We start from the raw sequence: 26,232 nt of genomic DNA, 5'->3' as shown, positions 1-26,232 counted from the left end.
ATGGAAGGCCGGCCTTCCGGAAAAGGTGGATAGGACTATGGAACTCGACATAGTGGCGCTGTCGCGCCTGCAATTTGCAGTGACGGCTTTATATCACTTTCTGTTCGTTCCCCTGACGATCGGACTATCGGTGGTGATCGCCATCATGGAAACGGTTTATGTCATGACCGGCCGCACGGTCTGGCGGCAGATGACCAAATTCTGGGGCACATTGTTCGGCATCAATTTCGTGCTCGGCGTTTCCACCGGTATCGTCATGGAATTCCAGTTCGGCATGAACTGGAGTTATTACAGCCATTATGTCGGTGACATCTTCGGTGCGCCGCTGGCGATCGAGGGCATGATGGCCTTCTTCCTGGAAGCCACTTTCGTCGGGCTGTTCTTTTTCGGTTGGGATAAACTGTCGAAACTCGGCCATCTCGTCGCGACATGGTGCGTGGCGCTCGGTTCGAATTTTTCGGCGCTGTGGATCTTGATCGCCAATGGCTGGATGCAGAATCCGACGGGCTCGGCCTTCAATCCCCAGACCATGCGCATGGAAGTGACTGACTTCTTCGAGGTTCTGTTCAACCCGGTGGCGCAGGCGAAGTTCGTGCACACGGTTTCCGCGGGTTATGTGACGGCCTCCATCTTCGTGCTCGGCGTTTCGGCCTGGTATGTTCTCAAAGGCCGCCATGTCGATCTTGCCAAGCGCTCGATGACGGTTGCCGCCTCCTTTGGCCTCGCGTCCGCGCTGTCGGTCGTCGTGCTGGGTGACGAAAGCGGTTATCTTTCCACCGAACACCAGAAAATGAAGCTCGCCTCCATCGAGGCCATGTGGGAAACCGAGCCGGCCCCGGCACCGTTCACGGCCATCGGTTTTCCAGACCAGGAAGCACGCGAAACGCATTTTGCCGTGAAGATCCCGTGGGTGATGGGCCTCATCGGCACCCGTTCGCTGGATACGCAAATCCCGGGTATCAACGATCTGGTGGAGCAGGCCAAGACCCGCATCCGCGACGGCATCAAGGCCTATGACGCGCTGATGCAGATACGCGCGACCGGTAAAGGTGCGCAGCTGCCCGAAGAGGTGCGCGGCACCTTTGCGGAACTCGGCCATGAGCTTGGTTATGCCCTGCTGCTGAAACGATATGTCGACGATCCGCGCCAGGCGAACGAGGAGCAGATTGCAAAAGCGGCGGCGGATACCATTCCGCATGTGCCGACGCTGTTCTGGTCGTTCCGCATCATGGTCGGTCTTGGCATCTTCTTCATCCTGCTGACGGCGACATTCTTTTATCTCTCGGCCCGCCGCCGGCTGGATCATTATCCGTTGCTGCTGAAAGTGGCGGTCTTTGCCATTCCGCTGCCGTGGATCGCGGCGGAAATGGGCTGGGTGGTGGCCGAATTCGGCCGTCAGCCATGGATCATCGAAGGCGTGCTGCCAACGGCCGCCGCCGTCTCCAGCCTCAGCGCCTCCACCGTCCTCATCACGCTCCTGTGTTTCATCGCCATCTATACGGTGCTGTTCATCGTTGAAATGGGGCTGATGCTGAAGGCGATCCGCAAGGGGCCCGAGCCGGACCATGAGCCGGAAGCGCCGCTCGTTCCTGAAAAACTCGTCGCCGCGGAGTAAACCATCATGATATTGCACCAACTCATCGACTACGAAATCCTCCGCGTCATCTGGTGGCTGCTGCTCGGCGTGGTGCTGATCGGTTTTGCCGTCACCGGCGGTTTCGATCTCGGCACCGGCGCGCTGCTGCCCTTCGTGGCGAAAACGGATATTGAGCGACGTGTCGTCATCAACTCCATCGGCCCGGTCTGGGAAGGCAATCAGGTCTGGCTGATTCTTGGCGGCGGCGCGATCTTCGCCGCCTGGCCGCCGCTTTATGCGGTGTCGTTTTCAGGTTTCTACCTGGCGATGTTCGCCACCCTGTTTGCGCTGATCCTGCGGCCGGTCGGTTTCAAATATCGCTCCAAGCGTGAAAGCACGGCCTGGCGCACCGGCTGGGACTGGGCGCTCTTTATCGGCGGTTTCGTTCCCGCGCTGATTTTCGGCGTGGCGATCGGCAATGTGCTGCAGGGCGTTCCCTTCCACCTCAATGACGACCTCAGGATTTTCTACGATGGCACGACGCTGTTCGAGCTTCTGAACCCCTACGCCATTCTCTGCGGTCTCGTATCCGTCGCCATGCTGGTGATGCACGGCGCGGCCTGGCTGGTGTTGAAGACGGATGGCCCGGTTGCCGCCCGTGCCCGCGGTTTCGGCAGCATCGCGGCCCTCGCCACGTCAGTTCTTTTTGCGCTCGGCGGTGTCTTTCTGTGGCTCGGTGTCGATGGTTATCGCTTCACTTCGGAGGTGGTGACCGACGGTCCGTCCAATCCGCTGTCAAAGACGGTCGAGGTTGCAGGCGGTGTCTGGTTTGCCAATTATGCGGCGCATCCCTGGATGATGCTGGCGCCGGCGCTCGGTCTTGCCTTCCCGCTCGTGGCCTTCATCCTGTTCAGGGCTCGCAAGGAGGTGCTGGCGCTGCTTTCCAGCTCGCTCGCCATTTTCGGCATCATCTCGACGGTCGGGTTGACGATGTTTCCCTTCATCCTGCCGTCTTCGGTCGATCCGAAATCAAGCCTGACGGTGTGGGATGCGTCGTCCAGCCATATGACGCTGTTCATCATGCTGGTCGTCGCCCTCATCTTCATCCCGATCATCGTTGCCTATACGTCGTGGGTCTATCGGGTGCTGTGGGGCAAGGTGGATGAAAAGGCGATCCGCGACGACAGCGGCCACGCTTATTGATCAAGAAAGAAGGAGATCGAACATGTGGTATTTCGCCTGGCTGCTCGGCCTGCCTCTCGCCGCCATCTTCGCCGTCATGAACGCCATGTGGTATGAGCTGATGGAAGAAAACGCGAAAAAGGCCGAAGCGAAGCTGGAAAAATAGGGCTTTGGCGGAAGCCTCTCCTCCGTCATGCCGGGCCAGATCCGGCATCCAGCTACGGCGCGGACGCGCCGTGAGAAGAGTCTTTTTGCGATCAGAGACTTGATCGCGCTGGACCCCCGGATCTGGTCCGGGGTGAAGGAGTGCGGATGATGCAACGCTGTCAAATATAAAAGGGCGGCATCCGGTTGGGATGCCGCCCTTTTTGGTAAACCAGCCGCGCCTGCGACGCGTGGCGTCAATGGATCGCGATGCCGCGCTTGTCCGCTTCTTCCTTGATGATGTCTTCGACGATGGCTCTTTTGAGGTTCGGATTCCCCAGAAGGTAGTCGTCGGCGATCTCGAAGATCGATTTCGGATTCTCGGTCCTGTGCAGGGTGTCGAGATCCCGGCCGATCTGCTCCCGAAGGCTGGAATAGTCGTCCATCGCGGCGCTCCCGTTTATCGGTTCAGTCCAGAAGGTCGGCTGGAACCTTGCCGCCGTTTTCGGAAAGTTTCTTGATGACCGCCTTGTGCAGCCAGATGTTCATGGTCGCCGAATCCGAGGTGTCGCCGGTATAGCCGAGTTCTCCGGCCAGTTCCTTTCTGGCGCTGAGGCTGCTGTCGAGATTGAGGGCTTTCAGAAGGTCGACGATCGAATGTTTCCAGTCGAGTTTCTGTCCGTTCTGCTTGACCGCCGCATCCAGGATGGAAGCGACGTCGACACTGCCGGCGGGGGCTGGAGCCGCGGCTGTCGGAGCGGGTGCTGCCGGGGCGGCCGGGCTTGCTGTGGCTGCCGGCGTGCCGGCCGGAGCCGAAGTTTGCGGCGCTGCCTCGGCCTTGCCGAAAATCGCGTTCTTGATCTTGTCGAAAAAGCTCATTGTGTCCTCCCCTTAGCGGCGAAATGCCCGCCCGACGGCGATGAGAATGCAGGCGCCGATGAAACCGGCGATGAGATAGCCAATCCAGCCTCCGAGCGAAACGCCCACAAGCCCCAGAAGGAAATTGGCGACGATGGCGCCGACAATGCCGAGGATAATGTTCATGAAAACACCCATATTGCTTTTCATGAACTGTTCGGCGAGCCACCCGGCTACGCCGCCGATGATGATTGCTGCAATCCAGCCAACTTGTGCGTCTTCCATAATAAGCCTTTCCTTTGTGAGAGAGGTCCTAAGGCATATGGACAGGCTTTTGCGCGCACTGATCCCCCCGCCTTGAATAGACCCCAGGCGGAGCAATAACGGCGATATGGCCGATTGGTTCCGTGCGGCGACCTGTGCGCCGCATATTCTTTAGCTCTGGCTTTGAAAGTCGAGGCCGATATCGAGAACCGGCGCGCTGTGGGTCAGCCAGCCGACGGAGATGAGATCGATGCCGGTTGCGGCGATGGCTGCGGCCGTCTGCGGATTGATGCGGCCGGACGCTTCGGTAATGGCACGGCCCGCAACGATCCCTACCGCTTCGCGCAACTGTTCCGGCGTCATGTTATCGAGAAGAACCGCATCGACACCTTCGTCCATGACCTCACGCAATTGCGCGAGCGTATCGACCTCCACCTCGATCTTGACGAGGTGCCCCACGCCCTGCCTTGCGCGGCGGATGGCGTCGCGCACGCCGCCGGCCACGGCGATATGGTTGTCCTTGATGAGAACGGCATCATAAAGGGCAAAACGGTGGTTCATGCCGCCGCCGGCGCGCACGGCATATTTTTCCAGCGCTCTCAGCCCCGGCGTTGTCTTGCGGGTGCAGGCGACCGAGGCTCTGGTGCCGGCAATGGCGGCGACGATTTTTGCGGTGACGGAAGCGATGCCCGAGAGGTGGCCGAGGAAATTCAGCGCCGTGCGTTCGCCGGTCAGGAGCCCGCGTGACGGCCCTTCGATGGTTGCGATGATATCGCCGGGGGCCACGGCCGCCCCATCCGGAATGTGCCGGGTCATCCGAATTGTCGGGTCCACGAGCTGGAAGGCGAGTTCCGCCGCGTCGAGCCCGGCGATGACGCCCGGCTCCCGCGCCGCCATGACGACGACCGAGCGATGATCGGCGGGGATGACGGCGGCGGAGGTTATGTCGCCCGCCAGGCCCAGATCCTCCAGAAGGGCGTTACGTACAAGTGGCTCGATGATGAGGCGTGGCAGGGGAGAAAGGGTCATGTCAGGCGCTCCGCGCGAAACCGGCTGTTGAAAGGCTGGAGCAAGAAAGCTCACGGGCGAGGGTGACGACGTTGCTCAGGCTCAGCTGGCGTCTCGTCGCCTTCGCATCCTTTTGCGGAAAATCGTCACGGAAATGCGCGCCGCGCGATTCCATCCGCAGGGCTGCGAAGACGGCGATGGAGAGTGCGACGACGGCCGGGTCGGATGCCGGGCCGTTCCGCTCGGCAAGCGGCAGCAAGTCCCTGACAGCTTCGGCCAGCCCCGCGGCATGTCTGACGATGCCGAGATGACGGGAAACGATGGGCCTGACAGCGGCGGGATCGGCGGGCGAAAAATCAGCTGTGATGTCGGGCGAGACGGCTGCTGTCGGTCTTGGCGCGGGCGCGGGCCGGCCGGCAATATCCTGCGCCGCTCTTATGCCCATGGCCGCCGCCTCCAGCAGGGAATTGCTGGCAAGCCGGTTCGCGCCATGAAGACCCGTGCAGGCGGTTTCACCCGCAACCCAGAGGCCCGGCACAGAGCTTCGGCCCTTATCATCAGTGGCGACGCCGCCCATGTGGTAATGCACGGCCGGGCGGACGGGAACAAGCTCGCGGGCGGGGTCTATGCCCGCTTCGCGGCAAAGCAGGTCGATTGACGGAAAACGGGCCGAAAAACCGGAACCGAGCGCCTGGCGGGCATCGAGAAAGACCTTGCCGCCGCGCAGGATTTCCCGGTCGATGGCGCGGGCGACAATATCGCGCGACGCCAGTTCCGCGCCCGGCACCGCGGCCATGAACCTTTCGCCGTTTTCATTGAGAAGCAGCGCGCCCTCACCCCGCACCGCCTCGCTGACGAGCGCCAGCGGCCGGCGGGGGGAGGAAAGCGCGGTCGGGTGAAACTGCACGAATTCCATGTCGGCGAGGATGGCGCCGGCGCGGGCGGCGAGCATGATGCCCTGCCCGAAATTGCCGGAGGGATTGGTCGTGGCATCGTAAAGCCCGCCGAGGCCGCCGGTGGCGAGAACGACCCGGCCTGCCGGCAGGAGGAAGCCGCCGCCCGGGCCCTCGCAGGCGAGACCGGCGATCACGCCATCTTCCGTCAACAGCCGGCGTACTTCCGTGCGCTCCAGAACCGTAATCGAAGGCGTGCGGCGAACGGCAGCTGCAAGAGCCCTGACGATCGCGGCACCCGATCCGTCGCCTTCGGCATGGAGAATGCGCCGCCGGCTATGGGCGGCCTCCAGCCCGAAGATATAGTTGCCCCTGGCGTCTCGGTCGAAGCGAACGCCCGCCTGCTCCAGCGCACCGATAACGGTGGGGGCCGCGGAGACGACGACGACCGCCAGATCTTCATCGCAAAGGCCATCGCCTGCGGCGAGCGTATCGGCGAGATGCAGGGCTGCGCGATCATCCGGGCCAAGGCTGGCCGCGATGCCGCCCTGCGCCCAGGCGCTGGAGGTTTCGCCGCCGAGCGCGCCGCGCGTTACAAGCAGCACGGGCTGCGGGGCCAACGTCAGCGCCGCCATCAGCCCGGCAATGCCGCTGCCGACGATGACCGTGCAGTCCTGCGGCGGCGAAAGGCGTTCGCTCATATCTGCAGCATCCTCTCCACAGCGCGGCGGGCGGCATCGGCGATGGCCGGATCGACCGTCACCTCATGGCGGTTTTCCTCAAGTGCAGCGCGGATATTGCCAAGTGTGATGCGCTTCATGTGCGGGCAGAGATTGCAGGGGCGGATGAATTCGACATCGGGATGATGCACGGCGACATTGTCGCTCATCGAACATTCCGTCAGAAGCACCACGCGGGCGGGGCGCTCGCGGCCGACATAGTCGGACATGACGGCGGTGGAGCCGGAAAAATCCGCAGCCTCGACGACATCGGGCGGGCATTCGGGATGCGCCAGCACGGTGACGCCCGGATGGCTTTCCCTAAGTTCTCGAATATCGTCGGCGGTGAAAAGCTCATGCACCTCGCAATGGCCGCGCCAGGCGATCAGCTCGACATTGGTTTCCTTCGCCACGTTCTTCGCCAGATATTCGTCCGGCAGCATGAGCACGCGCGGCACGCCAAGCGATTCCACCACCTGGCGGGCATTGCCTGACGTGCAGCAGATGTCGGATGCCGCCTTCACCGCCGCAGATGTGTTCACATAGGTGACAACAGGGACGCCGGGATAAGCCTTGCGCAGAAGTGCGATGTCCTCCGGCGTGATGGAATCGGCGAGCGAACAGCCCGCACCCATATCCGGAATGAGCACGGTTTTTTCCGGATTGAGCAATTTCGCCGTCTCGGCCATGAAATGCACGCCGGCGAGAACGATCACATCCGCCTCCACCTCCATTGCCTTGCGGGCAAGGGCGAGGCTGTCGCCGACAATATCGGCGACGCCGTGGAAGATTTCCGGCGTCTGGTAATTATGGGCGAGGATAACGGCGTTGCGCTTGCGCTTCAACTCGAGGATCGCCTCGACATCGTCCTGAAAGCCCATCCATTCCGCCCTGGGAATGACGCGGCTGACGCGGTCGTAGAGGCTTGCGGCGGAAATCTGCTCGTTCACGGTGCTCTCCAATTTATACTCTATTTGAGTATATCTAGGACAAGGACATATTCTCATTGTGAGCATATGTCAATTGCGGGAGAGGGGCAGTTTCGTTCCGGAAAGGGCGCGTTCATCGAGAACGGTCTGGCGGAAGCGGAAAAGCTTTGCCGGGCGTCCGCCGGTTTCGGTCGCCACGTCGCCGGTTTCTTCCACCAGCTGCTGCTGTTCGATCAGCCGGCGGAAATTCTGCTTGTGCAGCGTCAGTCCCGCCAACGCCTCGATGGCGCGCTGCAGCTGCAGGAGCGTGAAGGCGTCGGCCATCAGTTCGAACACCACGGGGCGATATTTGATCTTGGCCCGCAGGCGGGCGATGCCGGTGGCGAGAATGCGGCGGTGATCGGCAAACATCGGCCTGCCGAAATTGATCCGCGGTTCGCCCTGCGCCTCTTCGACCAGCCCGGCTTCATACAGCAACTCGTAGCGCTGCAGGGTCAGTTCCTCGTTCCAGCCGCCGCCATCGAGACCGAAGGTGAAATCGGCCCGCAAATGACGCTGGCTTTTGGAGGCGTGATCGGAATCCGCCCAGGCGTGCAGCCTGTCGATGAGGCTGTCCAGAACCTCAGGGCGTCCCTGACGATGATCCTCCCAGGGGAAATATTCGTACCAGCCGTGCCAGAGAGGGCGCTTGCCGCCTGATGCTTCCTGTTCGCGAACCAGCCCGAGATAACCGATGGAGATGGTTCTGCCGCCTAAAATGTCGTTGTTGCGGTCGCGATCGGCGAAGGTATAGAGCTGTTCGAGATAGCCGACGGGGTGATGGGTCTGTTCGTGAATCCATTCCCGCAAGCCGCTCTGGAGCGTTCTGTGCCCGAATTCGAACGGTCCCGACGGAAGTGCAGCGCCTTGCCGAACGGTCATGACCCGCGGCTCATCCGTGGTGATGGCGGTGACGACGGCGATGAGTTCGGCATGGGCAAGCCCGATGGTCACGGCGGCTCCTCTGGTCGTTGGCTCTAGGGATCAACCTTCTTTGGCACAGGAAGATTGGTTCGCCAACATGGTGGCCGAAAAGGGCTGTCGATAATCTGCCGTTCACAAAACCGCGTCTCATCAGACAAAAGGATGAATTCTTGTGGTTAGCCGTCTGTCGTCTGGTATGTTACAGACCCGCACAAGCATTTCAGACTGTAGAAGGCCGATGTTGGAAAACATATCTCTGGAAGAGACACTTGTGGGTTACTACACTTGGAACGTCGGGCAAAATCTGGTCTATCTGGATGCCGTGGCCGCCCAATTGCGCGAATTTTCGCCGGAAAAAGCCGCCTGCGGCATTCCGGTCGAAGATTTCATCGCCCAGATCGAAAGCGGCTCGCGGGCTCGCGTCGCCAAGGCGGTTTATAATTCGCTGACAAATGGCGTGTTTTATGATCAGGAATACCGCATCCAGCTCAAATGCGGCGCTTTTCGCTGGCTGCGGACAACGGGAAGAGTGATCCTGGATGGCGACCGGATCCCGATCATGGCCATGGGTACGGTGCGGGATGTCAGCGCGGGTAAGGTTTTATTGATGTGATAGCCGGCGGCGCCTCTTCGCAAGGCGGCGGCCGATCGATTTCGTATCGTTCATTGTTTTGATGTTGCGGTGACATGGCCCGGCAGATCGCAATTTTGCTGTTTCAGATCGTCCTGGCCGTTGGCCTTGGCATATCGGGCATCCGCATCGCGTCGCTCGTCAATGGCGAGGCGACCTTCGCCCCGACAGGCCTCGCCGCCAATACCGAACTGCTGTGGACGACCGCGCCCGTGCGGGTGGGTCCTCGCAGCCAGACTTACGAGCGTATTCCGATACCGCCCGATCTTTATCCGCTGAAAATGCACGCCGACCAGCGCCTGCGGGTGATCTCCAGCAGCCGCTTCACCTTCAAGGGCGAGGAATTCCGTCTCGCCGGTGTGGAGGAGATCGAACGCAACCGCGTCTGCACCGGCCCCGACGGCCGCCGTTACGCCTGCGGCCTAAACGCCTTCAAGGCGCTGCAGAACCTGCTGCGGGGGCGATATCTTGAATGTCGCGAGATGGGGGAGGAGGGCAGTGCGGCCCGGTCTGTGGAGTGCCGGATCAACGGGCAGGATGTGCGGGCGTTGCTGCAATAACGCATTGCTTCAGGCGTCGTTGCGCAACAGGACAAACCGGTTGATCTGATTGGAGATATTTTTGTCTGGGAAAATTTGGTGGAGCTAAGCGGGATCGAACCGCTGACCTCTTGCATGCCATGCAAGCGCTCTCCCAGCTGAGCTATAGCCCCATAAGGGTTCCGGCATTTCTTCCGGTTCCGGGAACCGAAGCGGTTGTTGTTCCGTTCGGTGGCGGCTTACTACTGCGGCTTTCCGACGAGTGCAAGCATAAAAAACGGCCCGGCGTCATTTTTTTGTCGTCGGGCCGAATTATCAAGTAAAATCAAGCTTCTTCGTCGTCGCCCGATACGCCGATGATGCCGGACATGTCGTCGTCGTCATCTTCGTCGTCGGTTTCGAGGAAGGTGTCGTCATCGTCGTCGATTTCGACGTCGTCGTCATCGCCGAGATCGGGGATATCGTCGCCGCTGTTGTCGCCGTCGGCATCTTCCAGCGAGACGAGTTCGACTTCCGTGTTTTCGGTATCGACTTCCGCCACTTCCTCTTCTTCAGCCTGCTCCATCTTGGCCTGGGCGGTGCTTTCTTCGAAGAAAGAGAGCGGCCAGGATTTGCCGGTGTAGGGAGAAACGACCGGATCGCGGTTCAGATCGTAGAACTTCTTGCCGGTATCGGGGTCTGTGCGCTTGGTACCAAGTTCCGCTTTTGCCACTGTCTAAGCCTCAAATTGTCGAATGAGTTTCGGTGTGTACGCCGTAAAACCGGCATAGACGGTAAAATTTATAGCCGGTCCCCTTAATCGTTGCGCTCTTTCGTGTCAAAGACAAACTTCGGGTGCCGCTTCCCTCGGTGCAAGCCCTATGCGTGAATGCTGATATAAAAGGGGAGGCGTTGCACACTCTATTATATTGATGACGGATGCACAGACGGAACACTTCATGACCTTCACGATCGCCATAGACGGGCCGGCTGCGGCGGGCAAAGGAACTCTTTCGCGCAAGATCGCGGAGACCTATGGTTTTCATCATCTCGATACCGGGCTGACCTACAGGGCGACAGCCAAGGCGCTTCTCGATGCCGGCCTGCCGCTCGATGACGAGGCGGTGGCGGAAAAAATGGCGCTGGAACTTGATCTTGCCGGGCTCGACCGCTCCGTTCTTTCCCGGCACGAGATTGGCGAGGCGGCATCGAAAATCGCTGTCATGACGCCGGTGAGGCGCGCGCTCGTCAAGGCGCAGCAGCTTTTTGCCGCAAGGGAGCCGGGTACGGTGCTGGATGGGCGCGATATCGGAACGGTGGTGTGCCCTGAGGCGCCGGTGAAGCTTTACGTCACGGCCTCTGCCGACGTGCGGGCGCGGCGCCGTTACGATGAAATTCTGGCCAATGGCGGTAATGGCGATTATGATGCGATTTTCGCCGAGGTGAAAAAGCGCGACGAGCGCGACATGGGCCGCGCCGACAGCCCGTTGAGGCCTGCGGAAGACGCGCACTTGCTAGATACGTCGGAAATGAGTATAGAGGCGGCGTTTCAGGCCGCGCGCACGATTATCGACGCCGCCCTGGAGAAACAGGTTTCTCGCGGAACCGCTTGAATTCGGTCCGCGTTAGAGCATCGGACCGAAAAGTGTCATGCGGTTTTCGGAAAATCCGATGCTGAAATAAAAAGCTGGAGCGGCGTTCCGCCGATTCAGTCCGGAATTGCCTGAAGACATGTCCTTGCGCCGGAAAGCCTTTTGAAAAGGCGGGCATGGGTTCGGGTATCAACAACACTAGCCCACCGGCGCTTTGTATTCGCCTTCGCGCGGATGCATTCAGGAGATTTCATGTCAGTATCTACCCCCACGCGCGACGATTTCGCAGCGCTTCTCGAAGAATCCTTTGCCGCTAACGATCTTGCCGAAGGCTATGTTGCCAAGGGTATCGTCACGGCAATCGAGAAGGACGTCGCCATCGTTGATGTCGGCCTGAAGGTCGAAGGTCGCGTTCCGCTCAAGGAATTCGGCGCGAAGTCCAAGGACGGCACGCTGAAGGTCGGCGACGAAGTCGAAGTTTACGTCGAGCGCATCGAAAACGCCCTCGGCGAAGCCGTTCTGTCGCGCGAGAAGGCTCGCCGCGAAGAAAGCTGGGTCAAGCTCGAAGCCAAGTTCGAAGCTGGCGAGCGCGTCGAAGGCGTCATCTTCAACCAGGTCAAGGGTGGTTTCACCGTCGATCTGGACGGCGCTGTTGCGTTCCTGCCGCGTTCGCAGGTCGACATCCGTCCGATCCGCGACGTTACCCCGCTGATGCACAACCCGCAGCCCTTCGAAATCCTCAAGATGGACAAGCGTCGCGGCAACATCGTTGTTTCGCGCCGTACGGTTCTCGAAGAGTCGCGTGCCGAGCAGCGTTCTGAAATCGTTCAGAACCTCGAAGAAGGCCAGGTTGTTGACGGCGTCGTCAAGAACATCACCGATTACGGTGCGTTCGTTGACCTCGGCGGCATCGACGGCCTGCTGCACGTCACCGACATGGCATGGCGCCGCGTCAACCATCCTTCGGAAATCCTCAACATTGGCCAGCAGGTCAAGGTTCAGATCATCCGCATCAACCAGGAAACCCACCGTATCTCGCTCGGCATGAAGCAGCTCGAGTCCGATCCGTGGGATGGCATCTCCGCCAAGTACCCGGTTGGCAAGAAGATCTCCGGTACGGTCACGAACATCACCGACTACGGTGCATTCGTCGAGCTGGAGCCGGGCATCGAAGGCCTGATCCACATTTCCGAAATGTCCTGGACCAAGAAGAACGTACATCCCGGCAAGATCCTGTCCACGAGCCAGGAAGTCGACGTTGTCGTTCTCGAAGTCGATCCGTCCAAGCGCCGTATCTCGCTCGGCCTCAAGCAGACGCTGGAAAACCCGTGGCAGGCATTTGCCTACAGCCATCCGGCCGGCACTGAAGTTGAGGGCGAAGTCAAGAACAAGACCGAATTCGGTCTGTTCATCGGTCTCGAAGGCGATGTCGACGGCATGGTTCACCTGTCGGATCTCGACTGGAACCGTCCGGGCGAACAGGTCATCGAAGAATACAACAAGGGTGACGTCGTTAAGGCTGTCGTTCTCGACGTTGACGTTGAGAAGGAACGCATCTCGCTCGGCATCAAGCAGCTCGGCAAGGATGCTGTCGGCGAAGCCGCAACCTCCGGCGACCTGCGCAAGAACGCAGTTGTTTCCGCTGAAGTCACCGCGGTTAACGATGGCGGCATCGAAGTGAAGCTCGTCAACCACGAAGACCTCACCTCGTTCATCCGTCGCGCCGATCTTTCCCGTGACCGCGACGAGCAGCGCCCCGAGCGCTTCTCGGTTGGCCAGGTTGTCGACGCCCGCGTCGTCAACTTCTCGAAGAAGGACCGCAAGGTCATGCTTTCGATCAAGGCTCTGGAAATCGCTGAAGAGAAGGAAGCCGTCGCACAGTTCGGTTCGTCCGACTCGGGCGCTTCGCTCGGCGACATTCTCGGCGCGGCTCTGAAGAACCGCGGCGAATAATCGCTCCGATCGTTTGAAATGAAGAACCCGCCGGAATTTCCGGCGGGTTTTTTGTTGCTTCCAGGTCGCGCCGGTGAACGGGCAGCGGCGCGTTGCTCAGAGCATGCCGCTCATCTTGAGATAATAGTTTTCCGCGCTGTCATCGGAAACCGTCGCCGGCGGGTTCTCCTGCGTGTCGGTCCCGTCATTGGCGGCGACGCGCTCTTCTTTTTCATCCTCACCATTGGAATTTTCACCGCCGGCCTCGGCTTCGCCTTCGGCCTCATCCTCGGAAAACGGACCGCCTCCGCGCGGCGGCGATTCCGATTCATAGTCCTCATCCGCCGGAGGATAGGCGACGAGCGGCAGCGGCGTGCCGTCTTTTACCAGGGCCGCGGCGATCAATGATTGCGACGCCGATTGCTCCAGCATCGCCATTCTCACTTCCGGGTCCAGTGTGGCCCGGGGCAGGGGCTGGGCTTCGGGGCGATGGGTCGCCGTCTCCGTTTCCTCACCGGAGGGGCGGGCAGCGGCTGTTGCGAGGGCCGATTTTTCGGTGGGTTGATCATCGGACGGTTGCTGCGCAGCACCCTGCGGCGCGGGCGTAAGCTGCTGTGTGCCGGTTGCCTTGGCCGGAAGTTTGCCGGCCGTGGCGGCAAGCAGCAGGCTGTTCACGGTTTCGGCGTCGTCTGCGAACAAACCGGATGGCGGCATAGGGCCCGTGCGGATTTCTTTCTGCTCCGTCTTCATCGTCTCCCGATGCGGAAGGGCAGGGCGGGCTTCACCGGTTTCGGCGCGAGGCGGATTTGCCGGGCGGGTCTCGGCCGATATTTCCTTTGTCCCGCTGCCGGTTTGTGGCGGAAGCGGACGTACCGTGTTTTCGGCCTTTCCATCCGGTCTTGCGGTGCTGGTCTGCGTATCGTCTGTGTTGGCAGCCGGAGTGGAAAGCGTGGGCCGGGTGTCCGGCTGCGCCGTCAGCGCCGCCACCGTGGCTTTCACAGCTGCGCCACTGAGGGCGAGCGGGCCGATGAGCAGAGGCAGGAGCCGGCTGACGGTCGCGGAATTTGCCGCCTGCGCTGTCGCGGCCAAAGACGGACGAGCTTCCGCATTCTGGCCCGGCGCGTTCTGCTGTTTCGGCGGGGTGGCCGATTGCGCGGGGGCGGGGTTGGAGGCGTTGTTCTGCTGATAGGAGGAGACCACCGCCTTGGCTGCAAGATCCGCTCCCTTGTAACGGGAAAGCTCGATCAGCAACGCGAGGCGGGCGGCATCCGGCCCGGTCGGCTGTTTCAGGATTTCGGCGAGCATCGAAAGGGTCAGGCCCTGCAGGGCTTTGCCGACCTGCTGCTCCAACGCCAGACGCTGTGGTGCCGGCAGGGTGCGGAGCGCCTCAGTCAGCCGCGTCACATAGGTCTCTATGGCTTCGCCGTCCCGCCGGGGCAGGTTCATCAGCTTGCCGAGCGCTTCCGCCAGAACCGCCGTGCTGCGGGAGAGCTGAAATTCGCTGGTGAGGGAGGCGATTGCCGCGCGGGCAAAAAGGCTGCTGTTTTCAGGGGCGGGAGTGTTCGGTTGCGGCGGCGCCGTCTCTTTCACTTGCCCGCGCGGCGTCAACGGGACCGTGGTTCCATAGGCGGCATCGGTTGCCGCAATTTTCGGTACAGGCGGTAACATGCTGCGCTCCGTTTCTATCGGTGACCGCCGCTGGCTGCGAAAGGGCCAATCCCCATTGGCTCTGTGATCCGCATCTGGCTCGAATGTTGAAAAATCGCCGCGCCGGTGATGTACAGGTGTCATCTCGCCCGCTCATGCGGGAGCGCCGTATACGCCTCCGGCCGCAATGCCGGTTGCAGCGCATACAGAATCATCAAGCTCAATCTTGGCTTGCAGATATTAAGATTTGGCTAACCAACACATTGCGCGTGCTCTCAGGGGGAGATACCGATGAACATGCGGTAAAGGCCGTTATCGTCGGAATTGACCGAGGAAATATGGTCGGGATCGCTGGGTGCCGTCTCAAAAGCTTCCGGCGGCATGGCATCGAGCCAGCTTGCCTTGGGAAGGCTTCGCTCCGGTTGAATTTCCACGGGGGCGATGGGGTTGTCTTCCTCAGCGGGTGCGGCGAAGGTTGCGTCATCCGGAACGAGCGGCGGGGCGGCCATGGATAGCAGCGCCTGCGCCGCATTGGGTTCGGTGTCGTAAACGGCGCTGCCGGATAGGCCGGAAATATCGGTCATGTCTGAACTCACATCATGTTTCGCTCAAGTGACGATCGGAGGCGGCAATCATGCCGCCTTTTTCTTCAGCAGTTCATAAAGGCCATTGTCGTCGATCGAGATCGGCAGAATGGCATTGCGGGTTTCTTCGACAAGCGCCTGTGCATCGAGCAATTTTTCGGCGTCGTCTTCCGCATCGGCCGGATTGGTGGCTGCGTCTGTCTCCGCAGGTTCATTTTCGTTTTCCGCCGGGGCGGCTTGCTCGGCAGGCACGGCCGCCAGCACGGAGATCAGGGCCGTTTCCGATGATATGTCGGCCGGCGCCTGCGGGTCGGCGCCTTCCGTTTTTTCCTCGCCGGAAGCATCGATATGCTCCTTCACGACGTCCTGGAGTTCCTGCACGTCTTCAAGCTTGCCCTGCGAATCGCGCGCCTGGATATCCTGTTCCCGCTCGGCCTTCACTTCGGCATCGTTGATTTCGCCAATGCGATCTTTGCCGCGTTCGGCCTGCAGCTCTTCCTTGGTTTTGGGATCGGCGACATCTTCGAGACGCTGAATGACCTTCAGGGTTTCGCGCGTCATGAAACGGGTGCCCTGCGCCTGTTCGTTCAAGGCCTGCTTCACGGCGCGCGCCTCATCGCCATAGGGGTTGGCGATGGCGGAGATCATCTGCCGGGCGGAGACGCCGAGTTGTTTGAGGCCGGTCGATTCTTCCAGATCGTCGACGTTTTTCGGCAGGATCGCGCGCACGGTCATGATGGCTTTCGACATCTGCTCGCCGAAATCCTCCTCCGTGCCTGTCAGGCCCGCGCCCTTCGCGATGCGGGCGGCAAGGGCGGCCATCGGATCGGTTTTGGTGTTGATGCCATTGTTCAGCACGTCTACGACCTCAGCCTCTGAAACACCGAAGGATTTCAGGGAAATCTTCGTGGCTTTCCCCTGTGCATCGGTTTTTTCGAAGCTGTCGGTGAGGGTCAGTGCATCCTGAAGTCTTCGCGCGAAGGAAAAGCTCGATTCGTCCTTTTCCTGTGTGATGCCCAGCGCGGAGGAGAAACGGGAGACAAGCGAGGCGAAGGCATCGGCATCCGGCTTCATGACGCCGAAGAGATAGGCGCTTATCTTCTCGTTGGCGGCGCGATGGCTTTCGTCCGGCTGCGGGTTGGTCTTGACCGCATCGTCCTTTTTGGTGCCGTTCGCTTTTTCCTGCTCTTCGCGCTGGCGTTCCTCGATGCTTTCGACCATCGAGCGCATGAGGTCGCTGACTGCAATGCCCGCCGTCTGCTGTAGCGGAGTGATCATCCTTCAAAGTCCCCGGCCGCTCAAAGTTGCGGCCGAGAATAGGCAATTTCGGTAAATCAGTGCTTAAACCAGATGCGGGCTCGCTCAGCTATGGGCGAAAATATCGGTTTCTTCCCAGCCAAGGAGATCGAGCTTCGCGCGGGTCGGCAAAAAGGCGAAACAGGCGTCGGCATGGTCGAGGCGGCCGTCACGCACGAGACGACCTGTCAGCTTGTCGCGTAGCGCGTGCAGGTGCAGCACGTCGGAAGCGGCATATTCGAGCTGCGCCGGCGACAGGGTCTCGGCGGCCCAGTCGGAAGATTGCTGGGCCTTGGAAATATCGACTTCCAGCATTTCCTTGAGGTTATCCTTCAGCCCGTGCCGGTCCGTATAGGTGCGGGTCAGACGCGAGGCGATCTTGGTGCAGAAGACCGGCGTGGTCGTCACGCCGAAGGTGTGGAACAGAACGGCGATATCGAAACGGCCATAGTGGAAAATCTTCTGGCGTGCGGGGTCGGCAAGCATCCGCACGAGGTTCGGCGCTTGCCTCTGGCCGGCCGCGATACGAATGACGTCCGCCGTGCCGTCGCCCGGCGACAGCTGAACGACACAGAGGCGGTCGCGGCGCGGCACCAGTCCCAGCGTTTCCGTATCGATTGCGATGGCGCCGGTGTAACGCGCGGCATCTTCGGCGGAAATATCGCCTTCGTGGTAACGGATGGGTGCTGCCATGTCCTGCTCCAGAAATTCCGGTTTCTTGCTCCGGCTATAACGGAAAGAGCGGCGGGACGATACCGTTTTATCGGGTGGTCCCACGCTCCTCTGCGCCGGCTCTTGGCACTTGCCTTTGCGAAAGTCTCCGGGTTAGGGTCAGGAAATCCTTTTCTGACAAATCGCATGAATTCCCGATGACAAAGAAAATCTATCTCGCCGGACCGGAAGTCTTCCTCCCGAACGCGCGCGAAATGCTCGACCTCAAGGCCTCGCTGGCGCGGGAAGCCGGTTTCACACCGCTTTCGCCGGGCGATCTGCAGATTCCGCCGGCGGACACCAGGGTCGGCCATGGCTGCAACATCAATGAAGTCGATGAGCGGATGATGCTGGAAGCGGATGCGATCATTGCCAACCTCACGCCGTTCCGGGGCATCGCGGCCGATACGGGAACCAGCTATGAGCTGGGCTTCATGTGCGCACTGGACAAACCGGTTTTTGCCTATACCAATGTCGCGGCCAATCACTTCACCCGCATCAAGGCGCATTACGACGGCGTCGCCACCCTAGATGAAGCCGGCCGTTACCGTGGGCCGGACGGGCTGTCGATCGAGAATTTCGATATGGTCGACAATCTCATGCTGCATGGCGGGATTTTGCGGCGCGGCGGCGTCATTATCGTTGGCGACGCTCCCGAAGAGGCTTTGTATACGGATCTCGACGCCTACAAGCGCTGTCTCGCTGCAGCGGCCGAAAAATTACTGACACCGATTGACCCTGAAAAAACGACTTTAGTGGAGGCATCATCATGAGCGGAACCATCCTCATCACCGGCGCGACATCCGGCTTCGGGCAGGCGACAGTGCGGCGCTTCGCCAAGGAGGGCTGGAAGGTCATCGGCACGGGCCGCCGGGCGGAACGGCTGGAAGCACTGGCGGCTGAACTCGGTTCCGCCTTTCATGGTCTCGCCTTCGACATCACTGACGAGGATGCGACCGAAAAGGCGCTGGCGGCTTTGCCTGATGATTTCAGGGAGATCGACATTCTCGTCAACAATGCCGGTCTCGCGTTGGGTACCGCGCCCGCACCGCAGGTGGCGCTGAAGGACTGGCAGACCATGGTGGACACCAACATCACCGGTCTCCTCAACATCACTCACCATCTTTTGCCGACACTGATCGAACGCAAGGGTATCGTCGTCAATCTCGCATCCGTTGCCGCGCATTATCCCTATACGGGCGGCAATGTGTATGGCGGCACCAAGGCTTTCCTGCGCCAGTTCTCGCTCGGCCTGCGTTCCGACCTGCACGGCAAGGGCGTGCGGGTGACGTCCATTGAGCCCGGCATGTGCGAAACGGAATTTACGCTGGTGCGCACCGGCGGCAATCAGGAAGCCTCGGACAATCTCTACAAGGGCGTCAATCCGATCACGGCCGACGATATCGCCAATACGATCTATTGGGTCGCCTCGCAGCCCAAACATATCAACATCAACAGCCTCGAACTCATGCCGGTCAACCAGTCCTTCGCCGGTTTCCAGGTCTATCGGGAAAGCTGATTTTCCTGCGTTTTTGGGGAGTGCTGAAAAACCGGGCAGGAATTTTCGAGCTATGCAGAAATGCAATGCTGCATTGCGAGACTTGCTCTGTTAAAAATCGCGGATACCGCTATATTCAAATCATCGAAGCGACGCACTCCTCCTCCCAGCGTCGCTCGATGTGGATCGGTGGTACTCCTCCTCCCAATCACCGATCAAGTTTGAAGCCTGCCGCACCTCCTCCCGCGGCAGGCTTTTTCCTTTTCCGGGCGTCTTTTCCTTGAATGTTTCTGGCCGTCGACTTCCAGCGCACCAGCTCGGGGCTGGAGGCAGTTCGCAGTCTCCCCTTGATTTCCGGGGAATTTTGAATTTCTGCGTCAAGGCAACGAGTGTTGAAATCAGGCGTGCGTCGATCACATTTTCGTTGTGTCTAGATAAATTTGCACAGTTTTGTGGTGACGTGCCCTGCCGGGCCATTGCTTAGCCCCCGCCCTGTGTTTAAGCATGGGCAAAAGAACGCTTGGGAGGTTGCCGGCACGCTTGTGTCTGTGGCCCGAAAGCGGCGGGGAGAGAATGGCAGACTTTCAAGAGGCGCTGAAGCGGTTTCAGCCGATCGCGGTTTCATCGATCGCTGAAGACGAGCTCAGGTTGCGACTACGCGGCCTGCAGGCGCGAATGATCCAGCAAAACATCAAGGCGATCTGGCTCGATGCATCATCGTCGCTGACCTATTATACCGGCCTGTCGCTTGGCCTTTCCGAGCGCATCCACGGCGCCCTGGTGCCGGCGGAAGGCGTGCCGGTCTATGTCAGCCCGACCTTCGAGGAGCCGAAGCTTCAGACGCTTATCCGCATTGCGGGTGAGGTCGCCGTCTGGGAAGAGGATGAAAGTCCCTTCGACCTGATGGCAAGGCGCATCGAGGCGCTGGCCTGTCCCGGCCATCTTGTCGCCATCGATCCCGCCACCCCCTTTGTCTTCGCATCGGCCCTCATGCAGCGCCTGGAAGGCCGCATCGTTTCCGCCCAGCCGATGATCGTCGCCCAGCGGCAGGTCAAATCCGCAGCCGAGATCGCCATCATCCAGACGGCGATGGATGCGAGTTACGGCGTGCAGAAGGCCGTGTTCGAGGGGCTGCGTCCGGGCGTTTCCACCACGGAAGTCGCCGATTTCGTCAACGCCGCCCATATTGCCCTTGGCCTGAAGCCGCTTTTCGTGGCGGTGCAGTTCGGCGAAGCGACGGCCTATCCGCATGGCGTGCCCTATGCGCAGACGCTGAACGACGGCGATATGGTGCTGGTCGATCTCGGCGGCATTCTTCACGGCTATCGTTCCGATATCACCCGCACCTATGTCTTCGGCAAACCGACGGAACGGCAGCGTTTCCTCTGGAACGCCGAGCGCGACGCGCAGGCGGCGGCCTTTGCCGCAGCCAAGGTCGGCGCTGCCTGCTCGGATGTGGACAGGGCTGCGCGCGACAGCCTGAAAGCGGCCGGTTTCGGCCCGGATTATCAGCTTCCCGGCCTGCCGCACCGCACTGGCCACGGGCTTGGGCTGGATATTCACGAAGAACCCTATATCGTTGCAGGAAATGCCACGGCGCTTGAGCCGGGCATGTGTTTTTCCATCGAGCCGATGCTGTGCGTTTATGGCGAATGCGGCGTCCGTCTCGAGGATATAGTCTATATGACGGAGGCGGGGCCGCGCTGGTTCTGCCCACCGGAGAAGAACCTCGACCGGCTGTTTCAGCCGGTCGCCGGGTAATTGGTCGGGAGGCAAAAGACCGAACGGCGACATGGGGCTCCCGCGTCGCTGCTGACCAGAAGAGGTAGGCCCCCGGACGGGGCCGCAGGAACTCAGAAAAAGAGGGAAAGGACCACCAGATGAAAACGCTGACCCGCAGTTTGCTTATCGCCTCTGCGATTGCGATCACTTCCGCCATGCCCGCCATGGCGAAGACTTTCGTTTATTGCTCCGAGGCATCGCCGGAAGGCTTCGATCCGTCGCCTTATACCGCTGGCGGCACCTTCGACGCTTCCGCGCATCCGGTCTACAACCGCCTGACCGAGTTCAAGAAGGGCACGACCGAAGTTGAGCCCGGCCTTGCCGAAAAATGGGAAGTTTCGGGCGACGGCCTGGAATATACCTTCCACCTGCGCAAGGGCGTGAAGTGGCACTCCAACGACAAGTTCACGCCGAGCCGCGAATTCAACGCCGATGACGTGATCTTCAGCTACGACCGCCAGCGCGATGCGAAGAACCCGTGGAACCAGTATATCGCAGGCATCACCTACGAATATTTCAACTCCATGGAAATGCCGTCGCTGATCAAGGAAATCGTCAAGGTCGACGATTACACCGTCAAGTTCGTGCTGACGCGTCCGGAAGCGCCGTTCCTCGCCAATATCGCCATGCCTTTCGCCTCCATCGTGTCGAAGGAATATGCCGATACGCTGGAAAAGGCCGGCACCAAGGAGGACTTCAACAACCTGCCGATCGGCACGGGCCCGTTCAAGTTCGTCGCCTATCAGAAGGACGCGGTCATCCGCTACCAGAAGAATGCCGACTACTGGGGTGAAGCACCGAAGATCGACGACCTGATCTTCGCGATCACGCCGGATGCCGCCGTTCGTCTGCAGAAGCTGAAGGCCGGCGAATGCCACCTGATGCCTTATCCGGCACCGGCCGACCTTGCCGCCATCCGCGCCGACAAGAACCTCAAGCTCGATGAACAGTCGGGTCTGAACGTCGCCTACTTCGCCTACAACACGACCGTTGCGCCTTTCGACAAGCCGGAAGTCCGCAAGGCGCTGAACATGGCGATGAACAAGCAGGCGATCATCGACGCCGTGTTCCAGGGTGCCGGCCAGGTTGCCAAGAACCCGATCCCGCCGACCATGTGGTCCTACAACGACAGCATCAAGGACGATGCCTACGATCCGGAAGCGGCCAAGAAGGCTCTCGAAGCCGCTGGCGTCAAGGATCTGTCGATGAAGATCTGGGCGATGCCGGTTCAGCGTCCTTACATGCCGAACGCGCGCCGCACCGCCGAACTCATCCAGGCGGATTTCGCCAAGGTTGGCGTCAAGGCCGAGATCGTCTCCTATGAATGGGGTGAATACCTCAAGAAGTCGACCGAAGTGAACCGCGACGGCGCCGTCATCCTCGGCTGGACCGGTGACAACGGTGACCCTGATAACTTCATGGGCGTTCTGCTCTCCTGCGCTTCGGCAGGCGAAGGCGGCACGAACCGTGCACAGTGGTGCAACAAGGAGTTCTCCGAGCTGATTTCCAAGGCAAAGCAGGCGACTGACGTTGCCGAGCGCACCAAGCTTTACGAGCAGGCGCAGGTGATCTTCAAGGAACAGGCTCCGTGGGCGACGCTTGCGCACTCCACCCAGTTCGTTCCGATGTCCGCCAAGGTTTCCGGCTTCACCATGAGCCCGCTTGGCGACTTCACCTTCGAAAACGTCGACATCGCGGAATAATCCCAAACAACGGACGCGCGGAAGGACCCTGTTCTTCCGCGCGTCTTTTCAGGAAAAAACCATGATCCGGTTCATTCTCGGCAAACTTCTCTATCTCGTTCCGACATTTCTCGGGATCACCTTTGTCGCCTTCTCCTTCGTGCGCGTCCTGCCGGGAGATCCCGTGCTGCTGATGGCGGGCGAACGCGGCATTTCACCCGAGCGGCATGCGCAGCTTGCCGAACAGCTCGGCTTCAGCCAGCCCATCTGGCAGCAATATCTGCATTTCCTCGGACGGCTGCTTCAGGGCGATCTCGGCAATTCGCTGGTCACCAAGAAACCCGTTCTCACCGAGTTCCTGTCGCTTTTCCCCGCGACGGTCGAGCTTGGCCTTGTCGCCATCATCATCGCAACATTGATCGGCGTGCCGGTCGGCGTCATCGCCGCCATTCGTCGTGGTTCCTGGTTCGACCAGATTTCCATGACGACAGCGCTCGTCGGTTTCTCCATGCCGATCTTCTGGTGGGGCCTGCTGCTGATCATCATGTTCTCCGGCATCCTGCAATGGACGCCGGTGTCGGGCCGCATCTCGCTGATGTATTTCTTCCCCTCCGTCACCGGTTTCATGCTGATCGACAGCCTGATTTCGGGCCAGAAGGGTGCCTTCGTGTCGGCCTTTTCGCATCTCATCCTGCCGTCGGTCGTGCTTGCCACCATTCCGCTGGCCGTGATTGCCCGCCAGACACGTTCGGCCATGCTGGAAGTCATGGGTGAGGACTATGTGCGGACCGCGCGCGCCAAGGGCATGTCGTCCGCCCGCGTCGTCGGCATTCATGCGCTACGTAACGCCATGATCCCGGTCATCACCACCATCGGCCTGCAGATCGGCGTGCTGATGGCTGGTGCCATCCTGACCGAAACCATCTTTTCCTGGCCGGGTATCGGCAAGTGGATGATCGATTCCATCTCGCGCCGTGATTATCCGGTCGTGCAGAGCGGCCTGCTCCTGATCGCGGGTCTGGTGATGATCGTCAATCTGCTCGTCGATCTGACCTATGGCCTCATCAATCCGAGGATCCGTCACAAATGACCGATGTGACCACCACCCCCGGCGTCCGCCTTTCGGACGCCGCCATCCGCCGCCGGATGCTTGCCGATTTCTGGTTCTATTTCCGCCAGAACCGCGGCGCCGTCATCGGGCTTGCCGTCTTCATCCTGCTTGTGCTGGTGGCGATCTTCGCGCCCATCCTTGCCCCGCATGATCCGACACAACAATATCGCGATGCGCTCCTCGTCCCGCCGGTCTGGCAGGAAGGCGGCCGTGCCGGCTTCTTCTTCGGCACCGATGCGGTGGGCCGCGACATGCTGTCCCGGCTGATCTACGGCGCGCAATATTCGCTGTTCATCGGCGTCGTCGTCGTCTCCATCGCCCTTGTCGGCGGTATCGTCATCGGTCTCGTCGCCGGCTTCTTCGGCGGCTGGGTGGATACCGTCATCATGCGCGTGATGGACGTCATTCTGGCGTTTCCGTCGCTGCTTCTGGCGCTGGTTCTGGTTGCGGTCCTCGGGCCGGGTCTCACCAATGCCATGATCGCGATTGCCATCGTCTACCAGCCGCATTTCGCGCGTCTGACACGCGCTGCCGTGATGAGCGAACTCAGGCGTGAATATGTCACCGCTGCCCGTGTGGCGGGGGCCGGCAATCTCCGGCTGATGTTCAAGACCATCCTGCCGAACTGCCTTGCGCCGCTGATCGTTCAGGCAACCTTGTCCTTCTCGTCTGCGGTTCTCGATGCTGCGGCTCTCGGCTTCCTCGGCATGGGCGCACAGCCGCCCGCCTCCGAATGGGGCACGATGCTGGCGGAAGCGCGCGAGTTCATCCTGCGTGCCTGGTGGGTTGTCACTCTTCCCGGCCTGACGATCCTGATCTCGGTGCTTGCCATCAATCTGATGGGTGACGGCCTGCGCGATGCGCTCGATCCCAAACTGAAGCGGAGCTGAGCAATGAGCCTGCTGAAAATCAAGAACCTCACCGTCAAATTCGCCACCGCCACCGGCGCCTTCACGGCTGTCGACGGTATCGATGTTTCCGTCGACAAGCATGAGGTGCTGGCCATCGTCGGTGAGTCCGGTTCCGGCAAGTCGGTATCGATGCTTGCCGTCATGGGGCTTCTGCCCGACACGGCGACGATTACCGCCGATGAGATGACCTTCGACGGCAAGAACCTTTTGAACATGTCGTCGCAGGAGCGCCGCAGGGTGATCGGCCGGGAGATCACCATGATCTTCCAGGAACCCGTCGCCTCGCTCAATCCGTCCTTCACGGTCGGTTTCCAGATCGAGGAAGTTCTACGCCTCAATCTCGGCATGAGCGGCGCGGCCGCGCGTGCCCGCGCCCTTGAACTGTTCCGGGCCGTTGGCATTCCCGAGCCGGAAACCAAGCTCAAGGCATACCCGCACCAGATGTCGGGCGGCCAGTGCCAACGCGTGATGATCGCCATCGCGATTGCCTCCAAGCCGCGCCTTTTGATCGCCGACGAGCCGACGACCGCGCTCGACGTCACGATCCAGAAGCAGATCCTCGACCTGCTGATGAAGCTGCAGGAAGAATACGGCATGGCGCTGATTCTCATTACCCATGACATGGGCGTGGTGGCGGAAACCGCCGACCGCGTCGTGGTGCAATATAAGGGCCGCAAGATGGAGGAGGCGGATGTCTTGAGCCTCTTCGAAGCCCCGCAGCATCCCTATACCAAGGCACTGCTTTCGGCCCTGCCGGAAAATGCCACCGGCGATCGTCTGCCCACGGTCTCCGATTTCTTCGGCAAGGAGGGCGTTCGATGAGTATTGTTGTCGAAGGCAAGGGTATTACCCGCCACTATCACGTTCCGGGCGGCCTGTTCGGCGGCGCGAAAACGGTTCAGGCCCTGAAGGGCATCGATTTTGCCGTCGAGCGCGGCAAGACGCTCGCCATCGTCGGCGAGTCCGGTTCGGGCAAGTCGACGCTTGCCCGCATCATCGCACTGATCGACCCGGCATCCGGTGGTGAGCTCAAGATCGAAGGCAATCCCGTCGATATCGCCAGGCGCCGCCCCGACACACAGATGCGCTCCAAGGTGCAGATGGTGTTCCAGAACCCCTATGGCAGCCTCAACCCGCGCCAGAAGGTGGGCGACGTGCTGATGGAACCGCTCGTCATCAACACCAAAATGCCGGCTGCGGAGCGACGCGAGCGCGCCGAAGCCATGCTGATCAAGGTCGGCCTCGGCCCGGAGCATTTCAACCGTTATCCGCATATGTTCTCGGGCGGCCAGCGCCAGCGCATCGCCATTGCGCGCGCACTGATGCTGAACCCCGCGCTGCTGGTGTTGGATGAGCCGGTCTCGGCACTCGATCTTTCGGTGCAGGCGCAGGTCTTGAACCTGCTGCGCGATCTGCAGGAAGAATTCGAGCTGACCTATGTTTTCGTCAGCCACGATCTTTCCGTGGTACGCTACATCGCCGACGACGTGCTGGTCATCTCCAAGGGTGAGGCCGTCGAGCAGGGCTCGCGCGAGGAACTCTTCGCCGATCCGAAGCACCCCTACACGCGCCAGCTTTTCGCCGCGACACCCATCACGGATGTCGATGCGATCCGCGCCCGTGTGGAGCGCCGCAAGGCGGCCCGGCTGACGGCGACAGCCTGAGCAGCGAGTACTCGTATTGCAGGTCTGAGATTTCCGATCTTAATGCATGTCGCCCGAAAGTGTGCAGCGGTTTCGGGATCACGACATGCATAAAAACAAAGAGATAAAGCGCGTCGCATGAATCCGGTCAAACGCGA

At 60.6% G+C, this 26,232-nt stretch carries 27 protein-coding genes and 1 tRNA gene; 15 read left to right on the top strand and 13 right to left on the bottom strand.

What is annotated here, in order from left to right; genetic code table 11:
* Positions 1-37: 37 nt before the first annotated feature.
* The 3 genes from ACIQUH_RS22745 to cydX are packed head-to-tail and all read left to right on the top strand — an operon-like array spanning position 38 to position 2,924.
* Positions 38-1,615, top strand: coding sequence for a cytochrome ubiquinol oxidase subunit I (locus ACIQUH_RS22745; protein WP_125146831.1), 1,578 nt, complete (start codon positions 38-40; stop codon positions 1,613-1,615).
* 6 nt (positions 1,616-1,621) lie between these two features.
* Positions 1,622-2,779: a cytochrome d ubiquinol oxidase subunit II gene (gene cydB / locus ACIQUH_RS22740; protein ID WP_400819275.1), complete on the top strand. Its 1,158-nt coding sequence runs from the start codon at positions 1,622-1,624 to the stop codon at positions 2,777-2,779.
* Positions 2,780-2,801: 22 nt separating this feature from the next.
* Positions 2,802-2,924, top strand: a complete 123-nt coding sequence (cydX, locus tag ACIQUH_RS22735) for a cytochrome bd-I oxidase subunit CydX (RefSeq protein ID WP_045015706.1) — start codon at positions 2,802-2,804, stop codon at positions 2,922-2,924.
* A gap of 235 nt (positions 2,925-3,159) precedes the next feature.
* Here the strand turns inward: cydX and ACIQUH_RS22730 are convergent, their stop codons facing one another.
* The 7 genes from ACIQUH_RS22730 to ACIQUH_RS22700 all read right to left on the bottom strand — a co-directional run bounded on the left by ACIQUH_RS22730 (position 3,160) and on the right by ACIQUH_RS22700 (position 8,566).
* A complete protein-coding gene (locus ACIQUH_RS22730) occupies positions 3,160-3,348 on the bottom strand; it encodes a hypothetical protein (RefSeq protein ID WP_400819273.1) in 189 nt (62 codons plus the stop codon).
* A gap of 22 nt (positions 3,349-3,370) precedes the next feature.
* Positions 3,371-3,781 carry a DUF3597 domain-containing protein gene (locus ACIQUH_RS22725; protein ID WP_400819270.1) on the bottom strand — a complete coding sequence of 137 codons (411 nt, stop codon included), beginning with the start codon at positions 3,779-3,781 and terminating at the stop codon, positions 3,371-3,373.
* 12 nt (positions 3,782-3,793) lie between these two features.
* Positions 3,794-4,045, bottom strand: a complete 252-nt coding sequence (locus tag ACIQUH_RS22720; RefSeq protein ID WP_004437812.1) for a GlsB/YeaQ/YmgE family stress response membrane protein — start codon at positions 4,043-4,045, stop codon at positions 3,794-3,796.
* A 150-nt stretch (positions 4,046-4,195) separates the two neighbouring features.
* Positions 4,196-5,053, bottom strand: a complete 858-nt coding sequence (gene nadC / locus ACIQUH_RS22715; protein WP_400819265.1) for a carboxylating nicotinate-nucleotide diphosphorylase — start codon at positions 5,051-5,053, stop codon at positions 4,196-4,198.
* A gap of 1 nt (position 5,054) precedes the next feature.
* The gene (locus ACIQUH_RS22710) at positions 5,055-6,626 is read right to left on the bottom strand and encodes an L-aspartate oxidase (RefSeq protein ID WP_400819262.1); all 1,572 of its coding nucleotides are present in this window, start codon (positions 6,624-6,626) and stop codon (positions 5,055-5,057) included.
* Entirely contained in the window at positions 6,623-7,594 is a 972-nt protein-coding gene (gene nadA / locus ACIQUH_RS22705) for a quinolinate synthase NadA (protein WP_400819259.1), read from the bottom strand. Before nadA ends, ACIQUH_RS22710 begins: the two co-directional genes overlap by 4 nt.
* A gap of 69 nt (positions 7,595-7,663) precedes the next feature.
* Entirely contained in the window at positions 7,664-8,566 is a 903-nt protein-coding gene (locus ACIQUH_RS22700) for an NrtR DNA-binding winged helix domain-containing protein (protein ID WP_400819256.1), read from the bottom strand.
* Positions 8,567-8,708: 142 nt separating this feature from the next.
* On the opposite strand from ACIQUH_RS22700, the gene ACIQUH_RS22695 reads away from it, so the two are divergent.
* Together ACIQUH_RS22695 and ACIQUH_RS22690 are read left to right on the top strand one after the other, a co-directional pair.
* Positions 8,709-9,149, top strand: coding sequence for a PAS domain-containing protein (locus ACIQUH_RS22695; RefSeq protein ID WP_400819253.1), 441 nt, complete (start codon positions 8,709-8,711; stop codon positions 9,147-9,149).
* A 74-nt stretch (positions 9,150-9,223) separates the two neighbouring features.
* Positions 9,224-9,727: a thermonuclease family protein gene (locus tag ACIQUH_RS22690; protein WP_400819250.1), complete on the top strand. Its 504-nt coding sequence runs from the start codon at positions 9,224-9,226 to the stop codon at positions 9,725-9,727.
* 76 nt (positions 9,728-9,803) lie between these two features.
* Here the strand turns inward: ACIQUH_RS22690 and ACIQUH_RS22685 are convergent.
* Both ACIQUH_RS22685 and ACIQUH_RS22680 read right to left on the bottom strand, forming a co-directional pair.
* Positions 9,804-9,879, bottom strand: a tRNA-Ala gene (locus ACIQUH_RS22685).
* A 152-nt stretch (positions 9,880-10,031) separates the two neighbouring features.
* Complete coding sequence (locus ACIQUH_RS22680) at positions 10,032-10,418, bottom strand: TIGR02300 family protein (protein ID WP_400819247.1); 387 nt, start codon at positions 10,416-10,418, stop codon at positions 10,032-10,034.
* A gap of 199 nt (positions 10,419-10,617) precedes the next feature.
* Between ACIQUH_RS22680 and cmk the strand changes: the two genes are divergently transcribed.
* Positions 10,618-11,298, top strand: coding sequence for a (d)CMP kinase (gene cmk / locus ACIQUH_RS22675; RefSeq protein ID WP_400819245.1), 681 nt, complete (start codon positions 10,618-10,620; stop codon positions 11,296-11,298).
* 231 nt (positions 11,299-11,529) lie between these two features.
* Entirely contained in the window at positions 11,530-13,230 is a 1,701-nt protein-coding gene (gene rpsA / locus ACIQUH_RS22670) for a 30S ribosomal protein S1 (RefSeq protein WP_400819243.1), read from the top strand.
* Positions 13,231-13,326: 96 nt separating this feature from the next.
* On the opposite strand, the gene ACIQUH_RS22665 is transcribed toward rpsA, so the two are convergent.
* The 4 genes from ACIQUH_RS22665 to ACIQUH_RS22650 form a co-directional block, all read right to left on the bottom strand.
* A complete protein-coding gene (locus ACIQUH_RS22665; protein WP_400819241.1) occupies positions 13,327-14,877 on the bottom strand; it encodes a hypothetical protein in 1,551 nt (516 codons plus the stop codon).
* Between the two features lie 254 nt (positions 14,878-15,131).
* Entirely contained in the window at positions 15,132-15,440 is a 309-nt protein-coding gene (locus ACIQUH_RS22660) for a hypothetical protein (protein ID WP_400819239.1), read from the bottom strand.
* Positions 15,441-15,488: 48 nt separating this feature from the next.
* Complete coding sequence (locus ACIQUH_RS22655) at positions 15,489-16,718, bottom strand: hypothetical protein (protein ID WP_400819237.1); 1,230 nt, start codon at positions 16,716-16,718, stop codon at positions 15,489-15,491.
* 84 nt (positions 16,719-16,802) lie between these two features.
* On the bottom strand, positions 16,803-17,429 hold the full coding sequence (locus tag ACIQUH_RS22650; protein ID WP_035263279.1) for a ribonuclease D: 627 nt from the start codon (positions 17,427-17,429) through the stop codon (positions 16,803-16,805).
* A 176-nt stretch (positions 17,430-17,605) separates the two neighbouring features.
* Between ACIQUH_RS22650 and ACIQUH_RS22645 the strand changes: the two genes are divergently transcribed.
* The 8 genes from ACIQUH_RS22645 to ACIQUH_RS22610 all read left to right on the top strand — a co-directional run bounded on the left by ACIQUH_RS22645 (position 17,606) and on the right by ACIQUH_RS22610 (position 26,095).
* Entirely contained in the window at positions 17,606-18,220 is a 615-nt protein-coding gene (locus ACIQUH_RS22645) for a nucleoside 2-deoxyribosyltransferase (protein WP_400819235.1), read from the top strand.
* On the top strand, positions 18,217-18,966 hold the full coding sequence (locus tag ACIQUH_RS22640) for an SDR family oxidoreductase (RefSeq protein ID WP_400819233.1): 750 nt from the start codon (positions 18,217-18,219) through the stop codon (positions 18,964-18,966). The genes ACIQUH_RS22645 and ACIQUH_RS22640 overlap by 4 nt, the downstream gene beginning before the upstream one ends.
* Before the next feature lie 552 nt (positions 18,967-19,518).
* Complete coding sequence (locus ACIQUH_RS22635; RefSeq protein WP_400819230.1) at positions 19,519-20,706, top strand: M24 family metallopeptidase; 1,188 nt, start codon at positions 19,519-19,521, stop codon at positions 20,704-20,706.
* 119 nt (positions 20,707-20,825) lie between these two features.
* The gene (locus ACIQUH_RS22630) at positions 20,826-22,430 is read left to right on the top strand and encodes an ABC transporter substrate-binding protein (RefSeq protein ID WP_400819228.1); all 1,605 of its coding nucleotides are present in this window, start codon (positions 20,826-20,828) and stop codon (positions 22,428-22,430) included.
* A gap of 61 nt (positions 22,431-22,491) precedes the next feature.
* Positions 22,492-23,499: an ABC transporter permease subunit gene (locus ACIQUH_RS22625; protein ID WP_400819225.1), complete on the top strand. Its 1,008-nt coding sequence runs from the start codon at positions 22,492-22,494 to the stop codon at positions 23,497-23,499.
* A complete protein-coding gene (locus ACIQUH_RS22620) occupies positions 23,496-24,410 on the top strand; it encodes an ABC transporter permease subunit (RefSeq protein WP_269347354.1) in 915 nt (304 codons plus the stop codon). The genes ACIQUH_RS22625 and ACIQUH_RS22620 overlap by 4 nt, the downstream gene beginning before the upstream one ends.
* A gap of 3 nt (positions 24,411-24,413) precedes the next feature.
* Positions 24,414-25,253 carry an ABC transporter ATP-binding protein gene (locus ACIQUH_RS22615; RefSeq protein WP_400819222.1) on the top strand — a complete coding sequence of 280 codons (840 nt, stop codon included), beginning with the start codon at positions 24,414-24,416 and terminating at the stop codon, positions 25,251-25,253.
* Positions 25,250-26,095 carry an ATP-binding cassette domain-containing protein gene (locus tag ACIQUH_RS22610; RefSeq protein ID WP_400819220.1) on the top strand — a complete coding sequence of 282 codons (846 nt, stop codon included), beginning with the start codon at positions 25,250-25,252 and terminating at the stop codon, positions 26,093-26,095. The genes ACIQUH_RS22615 and ACIQUH_RS22610 overlap by 4 nt, the downstream gene beginning before the upstream one ends.
* Positions 26,096-26,232: the final 137 nt, after the last annotated feature.

This window comes from Agrobacterium sp. NPDC090283 (assembly GCF_044769685.1).
Taxonomy (GTDB): Bacteria; Pseudomonadota; Alphaproteobacteria; order Rhizobiales; family Rhizobiaceae; genus Agrobacterium.
The sequence above is the reverse complement of the archived record's forward strand: the minus strand, read 5'-3'. Positions and strand labels throughout refer to the sequence as shown.